General features: G+C 57.1%; 12 protein-coding genes. 3 read left to right on the forward strand and 9 right to left on the reverse strand.

From position 1 onward, the window contains the following. Positions 1–191: 191 nt before the first annotated feature. A complete protein-coding gene (gene betB / locus AC2FLD_RS16180; RefSeq protein WP_496670461.1) occupies positions 192–1,646 on the reverse strand; it encodes a betaine-aldehyde dehydrogenase in 1,455 nt (484 codons plus the stop codon). Between the two features lie 188 nt (positions 1,647–1,834). On the opposite strand from betB, the gene AC2FLD_RS16185 reads away from it, so the two are divergent. Further along, positions 1,835–2,164 (forward strand): hypothetical protein, encoded by a 330-nt coding sequence (locus AC2FLD_RS16185; protein WP_050605129.1) that lies wholly within the window; start codon positions 1,835–1,837, stop codon positions 2,162–2,164. Positions 2,165–2,167: 3 nt separating this feature from the next. Here the strand turns inward: AC2FLD_RS16185 and AC2FLD_RS16190 are convergent, their stop codons facing one another. Both AC2FLD_RS16190 and trhO read right to left on the reverse strand, forming a co-directional pair. Beyond that, the gene (locus AC2FLD_RS16190) at positions 2,168–2,680 is read right to left on the reverse strand and encodes a potassium channel family protein (protein ID WP_050605130.1); all 513 of its coding nucleotides are present in this window, start codon (positions 2,678–2,680) and stop codon (positions 2,168–2,170) included. A gap of 65 nt (positions 2,681–2,745) precedes the next feature. Next, on the reverse strand, positions 2,746–3,651 hold the full coding sequence (trhO, locus tag AC2FLD_RS16195; protein ID WP_496670456.1) for an oxygen-dependent tRNA uridine(34) hydroxylase TrhO: 906 nt from the start codon (positions 3,649–3,651) through the stop codon (positions 2,746–2,748). A gap of 96 nt (positions 3,652–3,747) precedes the next feature. Between trhO and pncA the strand changes: the two genes are divergently transcribed. Further along, positions 3,748–4,341, forward strand: a complete 594-nt coding sequence (gene pncA / locus AC2FLD_RS16200; protein WP_496670452.1) for a bifunctional nicotinamidase/pyrazinamidase — start codon at positions 3,748–3,750, stop codon at positions 4,339–4,341. Here pncA and AC2FLD_RS16205 read toward each other — a convergent pair. Next, positions 4,338–4,868 (reverse strand): hypothetical protein, encoded by a 531-nt coding sequence (locus AC2FLD_RS16205; protein ID WP_496670448.1) that lies wholly within the window; start codon positions 4,866–4,868, stop codon positions 4,338–4,340. The two genes, pncA and AC2FLD_RS16205, sit on opposite strands and share 4 nt — an antisense overlap. 164 nt (positions 4,869–5,032) lie before the next feature. Here AC2FLD_RS16205 and pncB point away from each other — a divergent pair, with 164 nt between their 5' ends. Continuing rightward, the gene (gene pncB / locus AC2FLD_RS16210) at positions 5,033–6,325 is read left to right on the forward strand and encodes a nicotinate phosphoribosyltransferase (protein WP_496670445.1); all 1,293 of its coding nucleotides are present in this window, start codon (positions 5,033–5,035) and stop codon (positions 6,323–6,325) included. Here pncB and AC2FLD_RS16215 read toward each other — a convergent pair. From AC2FLD_RS16215 to AC2FLD_RS16235, 5 genes are read right to left on the reverse strand one after another with little or no spacing between them, the layout of a single operon-like run. Then, positions 6,322–7,773: an aldehyde dehydrogenase family protein gene (locus AC2FLD_RS16215; protein WP_496726741.1), complete on the reverse strand. Its 1,452-nt coding sequence runs from the start codon at positions 7,771–7,773 to the stop codon at positions 6,322–6,324. The two genes, pncB and AC2FLD_RS16215, sit on opposite strands and share 4 nt — an antisense overlap. Before the next feature lie 33 nt (positions 7,774–7,806). Then, entirely contained in the window at positions 7,807–9,405 is a 1,599-nt protein-coding gene (locus AC2FLD_RS16220; RefSeq protein WP_496670754.1) for an ABC transporter ATP-binding protein, read from the reverse strand. After that, positions 9,402–10,217 carry an ABC transporter permease gene (locus AC2FLD_RS16225; protein WP_050605137.1) on the reverse strand — a complete coding sequence of 272 codons (816 nt, stop codon included), beginning with the start codon at positions 10,215–10,217 and terminating at the stop codon, positions 9,402–9,404. The genes AC2FLD_RS16220 and AC2FLD_RS16225 overlap by 4 nt, the downstream gene beginning before the upstream one ends. Further along, complete coding sequence (locus AC2FLD_RS16230) at positions 10,214–11,161, reverse strand: ABC transporter permease (protein WP_496670438.1); 948 nt, start codon at positions 11,159–11,161, stop codon at positions 10,214–10,216. Before AC2FLD_RS16230 ends, AC2FLD_RS16225 begins: the two co-directional genes overlap by 4 nt. A gap of 40 nt (positions 11,162–11,201) precedes the next feature. After that, entirely contained in the window at positions 11,202–12,200 is a 999-nt protein-coding gene (locus tag AC2FLD_RS16235; protein WP_496670431.1) for a ligand-gated ion channel, read from the reverse strand. Positions 12,201–12,268 lie beyond the last annotated feature (68 nt).

Raw genomic sequence — 12,268 nt, forward strand, 5'->3', positions numbered from 1 at the left:
GTACAGCTCAGCAAAGCCGCACAAAGGGATTAGCGCTGCAATCGCGATCCAATGCGTCGACGTCACAGACGCACATTTCAAATTTCAGCAGTTCCAAACAGGTGTCCACGCGCCCGCTTGAAATATGCTCTGCACCCGACGCTTTAAGCCGGGAACAGAGAAATTAAGGGCAACAGACAAAGCGTCCGTTATCAGTAAGGTGCCTCGACATCGTTCATCGAGACATAGACGGTTTTCATCTCGCTGAAATGGTTAATCGCCAGTTTCGAGTTTTCGCGCCCCACACCTGACATTTTCGATCCGCCAAACGGGGCTTCGACCGGGGCAAGGTTGTAGGTGTTGATATAGCAAGTACCCGCCTCGAACCCGGCAACCACGCGGTGTGCGCGCGTCAGATCGCTGGTGAAGACACCGGCAGCCAGACCAAATTCGGTATCGTTGGCGCGGGCCATGACCTCTTCTTCGGTGTCAAAGTCCAGGACTGACATGACCGGGCCAAAGATTTCTTCACGCGCGATAGTCATGTTGTCGGTCACGTCAGCAAAGACTGTAGGTTGCATGTAGAACCCTTCGCCATCGATCCGCGCACCGCCATGGACAAGACGCGCGCCCTCGGCCTTACCTTTTTCGATATAGCCCAGCGCGATATTCATCTGATTTTCGCTGACCATCGGACCAAAGCTGACTTCCTCGTCCATGGGGTCGCCGATTTTGGCGTTGGCCAGACGTTCGGACAGGCGTTTGAGGAAAGCTTCTTTGATAGCCTTTTGCACAAACACGCGGGTGCCGTTGGAACAGACCTGGCCCGATGAATAGAAGTTGCCCAAAATCGCGCCCGAAACCGCGTTTTCGATATCGGCGTCGTCAAACACGATCATCGGGGATTTACCGCCCAATTCCATGGTGACGTGTTTCATGCCCTCGGCTGCCGCGGCATAGACCTTGCGACCCGTTGGAACGGAACCAGTCAGCGAGACTTTGGCAACGCGCGGATCAGTGACCAGCGAAGCGCCTACATCTCCATACCCCTGGATCACGTTGTAAACACCTTTAGGCGCGCCGGCCTCGATCAGAATTTCGGCAACTTTCAATGCGGATAAAGGAGTTGATTCCGAAGGTTTGAACACCATTGAGTTACCGCACGCCAACGCCGGAGCGCCCTTCCAGCACGCGATCTGGGTGGGGTAGTTCCAGGCTCCGATCCCGACGCAGACGCCCAGAGCCTCGCGGATCGTGTAGACAAAATCGCCCCTGCCCAGCGGAATGTGTTCGCCGGTCAGGCTGCCTGCCAATCCACCAAAATACTCCAGCGCATCCGCGCCCGAGGTGGCATCTGCCACGGTGGTTTCCTGGATGGGTTTTCCGGTGTCATGAGTTTCCAGAACCGACAGGTCAAAGTTGCGTTCGCGCATGATGTCGGCGGCACGGCGCAATATGCGGCCGCGCTCGGTACCAGACAAAGCAGCCCAGGCCGCCTGCGCCTTTTTCGCGCTGTTTAGAGCCTGTTCAACAATTGAAGGCGTTGCCGAATGCAACCGTGCGATCACCTCGCCAGTGGCCGGGTAGATCACGTCAAGGGCAGCACCATCCGTATCTTCGACATAAGCGCCGTCAATGAAATGGCTGGCTTGGGGCTGAAACTTCATACCGAATCCTCTTTTTTTCGCACCCGCCTGAACGGGAAAATCAGTCCGTTGAAAACGGCCCTAAAGATTATTGATTGACCAGTCAATAAATTCATTCGGACGGCAGAATCATGCCGGTTCTAACCCACAAACCTTGAAATATTTGGGTAATGTTCTATTTATGTTCTACATAGTCAGAGGATAAACCGATGGCCCAGAACACGCACCAATCTGCCCTGAACGGGCCCAGCAATGACTACCATTTACTTCCGGTGACTGATCGGCAGATGCGCTATGCCCGCGCGATTGCCGAGAAGTCGGCATTGGAAATACCGGTTGAGGCGCAGCGCGACCGAAAGCTGCTGTCTGATTGGATTTCAACGCACAAACCGCACAGTACGTCGCAATTCGACAATTACCCGACAGGCAAACAAGTTGCCTTTGCCGAGCGAATTTCACGCAGCAAACGCCGCCCGATCCCATCCGAGTGTTTCCGTGACAAGCAAATGATGTCGAACTGGATTGATCACAACAAATAGACCCTATTTAGGGTCTGCATGGCTGTGATTGCGTGCATAAAGCGACACCGCAGCCGCAACAAACATGCCCAGCAGAATGTACCCGGTAACGGCCTCGGACACAGCAAGCCCACGGCACAGGCCAGTTGGGGACATGTCGCCATACCCAACCGTCGTAAAGGTTACATAGGAAAAATACAGAATATCACCCGGACCCTGAGCGCCGACGACACAATGATCGTTATATCCAAAGGCGCCATAGACGGCAGCGAACAGGAAGGGGACGACCTGTATGAATGACACCCCCATCAGGAACAAAAGCCTGCGCGGCGATTTCACTTGGGTCATGTAAAACCAGGACTGTGACACCAGCCAGATCAGCAAGCCGACCGAAGCGATTGTGCCGATCGTGTCACCTGCGGTCGCCTCGTTCAGGCGTGAGAGGCCATACCAGGCAAGAAAGCTCGCCAGAACCAGACCCAACGCCGCCAGAAGGGTCGATTTCCATTCGTCCAATGTTGTGGGTTTGCGGTACATGGGAGTCCCAAAAAGCTGATCTTCAGGTGATCATCTGACCTAATGCTGGGGCCTGCAACCCGAATTCAATCCTGCCGAAAATGCGTTTCGCCTCGTTCACGCGCCAGCCGGATCTGCTTTTGCCGTTCGCGAAAGCGCATTTTGTCGGCCTCTGATGTCTCATCGATACATTGGTGACAGGACACGCCGTGTTCGTATTCCGGACGTTTCATATCCTCGGGCAAGATCGGGCGGCGGCAACCATGGCAGAGCATGTGCGGCCCTTCCAAAAGACCATGACCGACGGACACGCGATTGTCGAACACGAAACACTCGCCTTGCCAGGTGCTGTCCTCAGCTGGCGTCTCTTCCAGATACCGAAGGATCCCGCCTTTCAGGTGATAGACATCCTCGACCCCCTGCCCGAGCAGGAAGTTGGTCGATTTTTCGCAGCGGATACCCCCGGTGCAGAACATGGCGACGCGCTTGTTGTGAAAGCGATCCTTGTTGTCTTCCCACCACACCGGAAAATCGCGAAAACTGGCCGTTTCAGGGTCTATTGCGCCTTCAAACGTGCCAATCGCTACTTCATAATCGTTCCGCGTGTCGATCACCACAACATCGTCCGAGCGGATAAGGTCGTTCCAGTCTTGCGGCTCAACATAGTTGCCAACGCTGGCGCGCGGATCGACATCCGGCTGCCCCATGGTCACGATCTCTTTCTTCAGCCGCACCTTCATCTTGCCAAATGGCGGATGATCCGAGGTTGCCTCTTTCCACTCAAGATCCGCGCAGCCCGGCAAAGCGCGGATATGCGCAAGAATCGCGTCGATCCCGGCGCGCGGGCCTGCGATGGTGCCGTTGATCCCTTCTTGCGCCAGCAGCAATGTGCCGGTTACAGATTGCGCGCGACACAGTTCCAGCAGCGGATCTCGCAACATGGCTGGATCCGGGAAACGGGTAAAATGGTACAAAGCGGCGATGGTATACATAGGCGCGATTTACCTTCGTAGTCCCAAAGTCGCAAGAGAGTGCATTGACGCCTTGTATCCCGACCCCTACCGATACAGTATTTAAAGGAGGCTGCCATGACCCACGCCCTGATCGTCATCGATGTCCAGAACGATTTCTGCCCCGGTGGCGCGCTGGCAGTAGCCGGAGGGGATGAAATCGTCGCCCCGATCAATGCGATGATGGATGAATTCGACGCCGTGATCCTGACTCAGGACTGGCATCCGGCAGGGCATTCTTCTTTCGCCAGCGCGCATAAGGGCAAAAACCCGTTTGACCTGATCGATATGCCATATGGCCCTCAGGTTCTGTGGCCCGATCACTGCGTTCAGGGTACACAAGGTGTCGCATTTCACCCCGATCTGCGCACCGATGGCGACTTGATCCTGCGCAAAGGATTCCGCAGCGCCATAGACAGCTACAGCGCATTTTTTGAGAACGACCACAAAACGCCCACGGGCCTGAAGGGGTATCTGGAAAACCGGGGCATCACCCGTTTGACCATGGCCGGTTTGGCGACCGATTTCTGCGTTCACTATTCAGCTGTGGATGCCGCCCGATTGGGGTTCGATGTCACCGTTCGCATTGATGCCTGCCGCGCAATTGATATGGACGGATCGCTGGTCGCAGCGGAACACGCCATGCGCGGTGCCGGAGTTACTTTGGCCTAAGGACCCGTCCCGGCTGCGGCCAACAACTTAAGAAGCACAAACAAAACAACCGCCAATCCCAAAGCTAAACCGATGCGGCCCGATACGGTCCGCCGGTCCGGGCTGGGCTGCGCCGGTTGCGGCGGCGGCGTGCGTGTCTGACGCGCGCGCGCAATCCCGGCCATCGGCTGCGCGGTGCGCACGTAGCTCAGGAAATCCATCAGGTCGAACTCACCGCAATACTCCCCCTGAACCCCACGGTTTTTTACATTGGCAAACAGTGACCGGAGAATCCGCACCCGATCGATTTGGTCCTCTGCCGGAAAAACGCCCGGCACAATGCCGCTGTTGCGCGACTCGAGGCTGAACCCGGCATCCAGAAACATCTTGCGGATTTTCGGTGACGTACCCCGCAAAGCGTCCGCAGTTCTAATGTCGCGAAAAACCGCATGCACCTGACTGCCCCCATCCATCTGAGCCCCCGGCTTTGCGGGGTCAGAATCGTCCAATGCTACGTTAACAATATCAAAATCGTACTCGAGACTCATTCACAAACTCAGTTCCGTATTTCCATCCCCTCTTATCACTAACTCGCGAAAACAATGCACAATATGCCGGTATTGTGACGTCATACTGGCATTGTCACCAAATCAGCGACTCTTGCCATTCCCGTTGTCGATTGATCTAAATACGGAAATCGCAGGAGTTCCCCATGGTCGACATCGCGACCCGTGTATACAATCACAAATGGAAGATTGACCCGATTGTCCGGTCTTTGATCGACACAGATTTCTACAAACTGCTGATGTGTCAGTCAGTGTTTCGAAACAAGCCCCAAACAAACGTAGTGTTTTCCCTGATTAACCGGTCGAATCACGTGCCATTGGCCCAATTGATCGACGAAGGCGAGTTGCGGGAACAGTTGGATCACATCCGATCACTCAGCCTGAGCCGCGGGGAAAGCACCTGGCTGCGCGGCAACATGTTCTACGGCAAACGTCAGATGTTCCGCTCGGATTTCATGGAATGGTTCGAGAACATGCGCTTGCCGCCGTACCATCTGGAGCGCAAGGGCGATCAGTATGAGCTGACCTTTGAAGGCAAGTGGCACGAGGTCATGCTGTGGGAAATCCCCGCACTGGCGGTGCTGATGGAGCTGCGCTCGCGCGCCGTTCTGAACGACATGCGTCGGTTCGCATTGCAGGTGCTCTATGCCCGCGCGATGACGCGCGTCTGGGAAAAGATCGAAAAGCTGAGGTCGGTCGAAGGCTTGACCATCGCCGATTTTGGAACGCGACGGCGGCATTCCTTTTTGTGGCAGGATTGGTGCGTGCAAGCGATGATCGAAGGCTTGGGCGCGTCGTTTACCGGCACGTCAAACTGCCTGATCGCCATGCGGCGCGAGGTCGAAGCCATTGGCACCAACGCACATGAGTTGCCCATGGTTTATTCCGCGTTGGCCGACACCGACGCAGAGCTGGCGCAAGCTCCTTATGACGTGCTCAGCGATTGGCATGATGAACATGACGGCAACCTGCGCATCATTCTGCCCGATACTTACGGCACCAACGGCTTTTTGGACAATGCACCCGATTGGCTGGCCGGATGGACCGGCATTCGCATTGACAGCGGCGATCCCGCGGCGGGGGCCGAAGTCGCCATCCAGTGGTGGAAGTCACGCGGAGAAGATCCGACACAAAAGCGAATTATTTTTTCGGATGGGTTGGACGTCGAGAAAATTCAGGAGCTGCACACCCAATTCGCAGGCCGCGCCAGTATTTCCTTCGGTTGGGGAACTTTGCTGACCAACGATTTTCGCGGTCTGGTTCCCAATGACGCGCTGGCACCATTCTCATTGGTCTGTAAAGCGGTATCCGCCAACGGACGCCCAACAGTTAAACTGTCGGACAATCCGGAAAAAGCGATGGGACCGAAAGATCAGATCGAGCGCTATAAGCGGGTGTTCAGAGTGGGCGCGCAAGAATCGATCAAGGTCGTGGTTTAACCGTGAAAGGCGGCGACCGTCTTTAGCTGTGAAAAGCCGTACAGCGCCTCAAACCCTTTCTCACGACCGTGGCCGGATTTTCCAACACCACCAAAGGGCAGTTCAACCCCACCACCTGCACCATAGTTGTTGATAAAAACCTGACCCGAATGCAGCACCTTCGCCACCCGCATCTGCCGGGCCCCGTCGCGCGTCCAGATGCTGGCGACCAAGCCATATTCTGTGCTGTTTGCCATGGTTAGGGCCTGTTCTTCGGTGTCAAACGGGATCAGAACCTGAACCGGACCAAAAATCTCGTCCCGCGCCAGTACGTGATCGGGCGGTACATCTGCAAACAAGGTAGGCCGGACATAGGCACCTGTCTCGGGCGCTTCACTCACGATCTGTCCCTGCGCAACAATGGCCAGATCTGCGCCTTTGTCCAGAAAACCGTTTACGATCTGCTTTTGCCGGTCCGAGATCAACGGCCCAACGCGCAGATCCTGCATTGCGGGTCCGACAGTAAGCTGTCCATAAGCTTCGGACATGCGGGATTTGACCTGATCATACACCCCACGCTGCACCAGTATGCGGGATGAGGCGGAACAGGTTTGCCCTGCATTCTGGATACCCGCGTTCACCAGAAATGGCAGCGCCGCTTCCAGATCGGCGTCGTCAAAGACCAGTTGCGGGGACTTCCCACCCAGTTCCAGCGTCACGGGCACCACGTTGCGCCCCGCAGCCTGCTGCACCAACGCCCCCGAGGTAACCGATCCGGTGAACGAGATATGGTTGACCCCCGGGTGTCCGGACAGCGCAGCACCTGCCTCGCCCCCCAGACCCGGCACGACATTTAACGCACCGGCAGGCAGTCCGGCCAGTTGCGCCAGATGAGCAAAGGCCAGTGCCGTCAAACAGGCCTCTTCCGCAGGTTTCAGAACGCAGGCGTTGCCCATGGCCAGCGCAGCGCCGACTGAACGGCCGATGATCTGCATCGGATAGTTCCAGGGTACAATATGGCCCGTTACCCCATGCGGTTCGCGCAACGTGTAGACGGTGTAGCCATCAAGATAGGGGATGGTCTCTCCCATCACCTTATCCGCCGCACCGCCATAGAACTCGCAATACCGTGCCAGCGCGACAGCATCAGCCCGGGCCTGCGTCAGCGGTTTGCCCACGTCCATCGCCTCAAGCTGCGCTAGATCGTCGACCCGCTCCAGCACCAGCTGACCCAGCCTCGTCAGAATGCGACCCCGCTCAAGCGCTGTTTTACGCCCCCAATCACCCTGCAATGCGCTTTGGGCCGCTGCAACTGCGGCGTCGACATCTGACTCCGAGCCACGCGCGATCCGACAGATTTCGGTCCCGTCCGAGGGGTTGATGAGGGGCACGGTGTCACCCGAGGTTGCTGGCTTCCAACGCCCCTCAATCAGGCAAAGAGTGGGGTCGAACCATATTTTCTGGGTCAATTTCGCCTCCATTTCAGGCTCTAATCAATGATTTCAGGCCGGTACCTTCCCAAGCTCTGGCAATCGGGGTGCGGCTGCGATCAGGGTTTGTGTGTAGGGGTGTTTTGGTGTCGTAAAGACCTGATCGGTCGCGCCCTGTTCAACGATCCGACCGGACTGCATAACCAACACGCGATCGGTGACCGTGCGCACGACGCTCAGGTCATGGCTGATGAACAGATAGGTCAAGTCGTAAGCTTCGCAAAGCTCAGCCAACAGATCGAGAATTTGCGCTCGGACCGACACGTCCAGCGCCGATACAGCTTCGTCAAACAGGATCAATTCAGGCCGGATGATCAGCGCCCGCGCGATTGCGATCCGCTGGCGCTGCCCGCCCGAGAACTCATGAATGTACTTGCCAGCGTCATCCGGGCTGAGGCCGACCGCTTTCAACGTCTCAGCAATCCGATCTTGACGGCCCGATCCGGTTGGTGGGGTATCCAGCAGATGGAAGGGTTCAGTGATCAGGCGCGCGACGCGGTGGCGGGGATTGAAGCTGCCAAAGGGGTCCTGAAACACCACCTGCATCTTTCTACGCACGGCAAGATTGGGATTGTGGCCGGTGAACACTGGCTGCCCGTCCAGGCGAATCTGACCGGATTGCACCTCTTCCAGCCCCAAAATAGCCCGTGTTAGGGTCGATTTACCGCAACCAGATTCGCCCACCAACCCTAAACGTTCTCCTCGGTTGAGGGTGAAGCTTACGCCATCCACTGCCCGGTGGTGACGCGGCCTGTCAAACATACCCGTCCGAGGCAGGCGGTATTCCCGCACAACCTGGCTCACCTCCAGCAGCGGGAGAGGCTCTGGTGGTTCCGGCAGTGTGACCTGATGGTCGGATGCCTCAAACAGCATGCGGGTGTAGGGATGCTGCATGTTGTGCAACAGATCGTTGGTCGCAGCGCTTTCGACCACTTCCCCGTGTCGCATAACAGTGATTTGGTCGGCCATATCTGCGACCACAGCCAGATCATGGGTGATCATCAGCAGACCCATGTCATATTCGCGCACCAACCCCTTGAGCAGATCAAGAATCTGAGCCTGCGTGGTAACATCCAGCGCCGTTGTCGGCTCATCTGCAATCAACAGCTTGGGTCGCAGGGCGATGGCCATTGCAATCACCACACGCTGGCGCTGCCCGCCGGACAATTCATGCGGATAGCGGGACAGAGGGAACCGATCCGCAGGAAGACCAACGCGGGCCAGCACCTCTTGCGCACGTGTACGGGCCTGGGCCGGAGGCATCGCCTTGTGGATCAGGATCGTTTCCATAACCTGATCGCCGACGGTCTTCACGGGGTTGAGCGCTGTCATCGGCTCCTGAAACACCATCCCGATGGATGCACCGCGCAGGGCGCACATCTGGGCCTCTGACCGGGTCAGCAGACCTGCACCGTCCAGTTGGATCGAACCGTCCACCTCTGCACCGTTCGGAAGCAGCTGCATCACCGCCAAGGCCGCCATGGATTTACCCGAGCCGCTCTCACCCGTTACCGCCACGATCTGACCGTGATCAATGGACAGGTTGACGTGTTTCAGGATCGGAGCCCCATGGATCGACAGTGAAAGGTTCTTGATGCGCAACAAAGTCATGCCCGCGCCACCCTGATCCGGGGATCCAGCCAATCACGCAATCCGTCGCCCAGCAGGTTCAGGCCCAGCACCGTGACGATGATCGCCACGCCCGGAATCAGAGCCAAATGCGGGGCAAAACTAACCATTGTCTGCGCATCCGCCAGCATTCTGCCCCAACTGGGCGTAGGCGGCTGTGCCCCCAGACCGACGTATGACAGACCGGCCTCGGCTAAAATTCCCAAGCTGAACTGGATTGTGCCCTGCACGATCAGCAGGTTAGCGACATTGGGAAGGATGTGTTCGGCCGATATCCGCGCCGCGCCCTTGCCAGACACGCGGGCGGCAAGGATGAACTCGCGCTCCCAAAGCGACAAAGCGGCGCCTCGGGTGATGCGGGCAAAAACGGGAATGTTGAAGATACCGATGGCAATGATGGCGTTGATCGCTCCGGCGCCAAACACGGCGGTGATCAGGATCGCTATAACCAGCGAGGGGAAGGCAAAGACCAGATCGTTGCCGCGCATGATCACCTCATCCAGCCACGACCCTTTACGCGCCGCCGCTGTCAGACCAAGGGGTACACCCAGCGCCATACCAATCCCCACGGCCACCAAGGCCACCGCGATTGACGTACGCGCGCCGACCATGATCATCGAGAACATGTCGCGCCCGAAGTGATCCGTACCGAACCAGTGCTGCGCATTTGGGGGCTGAAGCTTCTCTGGAATGCTCAGTGCCGCGTAGTCATAGGGGGTCCAGACAAACGAAATCAGCGCGGCCAAAACCACCAGTGAAGACAAAAAGGCACCCAGAAACAGGTTACGGCTCATGTCCTGCTCCTCAGCCTTGGGTCAACGGCGGCATAAGCCAGATCGACCAGAAAGTTCACTGTGATCACGGCAAAGACCAGCAACATGACCACCGATTCAACAACGATCAGGTCGCGGGCCGAGATCGCCTGAAACACCAATCGCCCGAGGCCGGGCAGGTAAAACACCTGTTCGATGATGATCGACCCGGCCAGCAGGAAGGAAAACTGCAAGCCGATGATGGTCAACACCGGAATCAGCGCATTTCGCACCCCGTGCCGCCAAAGTGCCTGACGGCGGGACAAGCCCTTGGCCCGGGCGGTACGCATGAAATCCTCGCCCAGAATATCCAGCAAGGCCGACCGCATCACACGCGCAAGAATCGCCGCCTGTGGCAGGGCCAGTGCTATTGCGGGCAGGGTCAGCGAATGCAATCCGGCCCACATCCCGTTGCTCCAACCGACAAACCCACCCGCATTGAACCAACGCAAGTTGATGGCGAAGATCAGCACAAGCATCATCGCAAACCAGAAATTGGGGACGGCAATGCCCAACTGCGTGGAACCCATTACCGCCAGGTCGCCCGGTTTGCCTCGGCGGGCAGCAGCGTAGATCCCGGCGGGAAACGCAATCACCGTAGACAGGGTCAGCGCATAAAGTGCCAGCGGCAGCGACACCCAAAGCCGGTCTGCAATCATCTGGGACACCGGCGTACGGTACGTGTAGGAGGTGCCGAAATCCCCCACCAGCATCCCGCCGACCCAGTTGAGATACCGCTGCATCTTTGACCCGTCCAGGCCCAGCTCGGCTCGCAATGCGGCAAGGGTATCTTCTTGCGCGTTGACGCCCAGCATGAACGACGCCGGATCGCCCGGTGCGACCTCGATCACCGCGAAGATGACGACCGAGGCTACAGCCAGGCTGATCAGCAGCGAAATCAGGCGTTTAAGGGCATAGCGGAGCATTGGCACCACGTTAGGGTCACATCAGGCGCGGGTCTAGCACCTAAGGCACCAGAAGATAGGCGAAAACCGCGTAGGCCACGATTGCGGCATAGCCCAACGGATAGATCCACTTGATCGCATAATTGTCCAGCGTCCGCGCCGCTCCTTCTTTCCCGGAAACTTTGAGTTTTCGCAGTGCAACATTGAACACGATCAATGCCCCGGTCATCAGGAACATGCACTGAAGAACAAAATCCAGAAAGGTCAGATAGCCGAGCTTTGGCAGGTCAGCAGAGATCGCCCAGTTGAATGCAACAAAGACCAGCAGATTGCCGCCCGCAATCTCGATCCGGCGGCGGTACTCATCCAGGAAGAACAGCGCCCAGCCAACGGAAATCAGAACGAGCATCGGTAGAAAAACCCGAATGACGTAATAGGTCAGGTGTCGGTTGCCTTCGAAAACAAGCGCGACTTGATCGCTTTGTCTGCCTGATAAGCCTGTGACCTCGGACGCTTCCAGACGTGCATTGCCCAAAATCCACTCTTCTTCCCCCAACAGATCGCCAAGTCCCGAATAGTCCTCAAGCGGGCGGTACGTCACGTAGTCAGAGGGGAAGATTGATACGACCTCGAAATGAAACTCCTGTGTGTCGAACGGGTATTTTCGGAAGTCAAAATGCGGTGCCTGCAACGTCAGCGAGGATTTCTCAACATAAACGACGCGCCCATCATACCGCAGGGACGCCGCGGATTCGTGGATCCATTTGTTGGATTGCTGGTTGTGGATGACAAAGGCAGGCAAAATGGTGCCGATGTCGGCGGCATGATCCGCAAGATTCGGCGGGTTAAAAACCCGGATATCGCGCCCGATCTCAGCACGATCAAACGCGAGCGCGGGATCCGTCCACTCTACGCGCAAAACCACAACAGCACCGTAGTTTTCGGCCTTTTGATCGACGCTGGTGATCTGGTCGATGCGGATACCTATGCCAACCTCAAGCGGGTTCTCTGGTGTGCCGGTCAGCGCATCCAGCCGTCCGCCCAACACGTTTTGTGCCATGGCCTTGTCCGGTGCGATCGACGAAAGGCAAAGGCCCAAGAAAAGAAAACACAAAACACGAGAAAAGA

Source organism: Ruegeria sp. CDSA021, from assembly GCF_059612325.1.

Coding starts and splice junctions, on each gene's coding strand:
- trhO (WP_496670456.1), bottom strand. CDS start 3,651: ATGTATACCATCGCCGCTTTGTACCATTTTACCCGTTTCCCGGATCCA.
- AC2FLD_RS16235 (WP_496670431.1), bottom strand. CDS start 12,200: ATGGCACAAAACGTGTTGGGCGGACGGCTGGATGCGCTGACCGGCACA.
- pncA (WP_496670452.1), top strand. CDS start 3,748: ATGACCCACGCCCTGATCGTCATCGATGTCCAGAACGATTTCTGCCCC.
- pncB (WP_496670445.1), top strand. CDS start 5,033: ATGGTCGACATCGCGACCCGTGTATACAATCACAAATGGAAGATTGAC.
- AC2FLD_RS16230 (WP_496670438.1), bottom strand. CDS start 11,161: ATGCTCCGCTATGCCCTTAAACGCCTGATTTCGCTGCTGATCAGCCTG.
- AC2FLD_RS16225 (WP_050605137.1), bottom strand. CDS start 10,217: ATGAGCCGTAACCTGTTTCTGGGTGCCTTTTTGTCTTCACTGGTGGTT.
- betB (WP_496670461.1), bottom strand. CDS start 1,646: ATGAAGTTTCAGCCCCAAGCCAGCCATTTCATTGACGGCGCTTATGTC.
- AC2FLD_RS16205 (WP_496670448.1), bottom strand. CDS start 4,868: ATGAGTCTCGAGTACGATTTTGATATTGTTAACGTAGCATTGGACGAT.
- AC2FLD_RS16190 (WP_050605130.1), bottom strand. CDS start 2,680: ATGTACCGCAAACCCACAACATTGGACGAATGGAAATCGACCCTTCTG.
- AC2FLD_RS16220 (WP_496670754.1), bottom strand. CDS start 9,405: ATGACTTTGTTGCGCATCAAGAACCTTTCACTGTCGATCCATGGGGCT.
- AC2FLD_RS16185 (WP_050605129.1), top strand. CDS start 1,835: ATGGCCCAGAACACGCACCAATCTGCCCTGAACGGGCCCAGCAATGAC.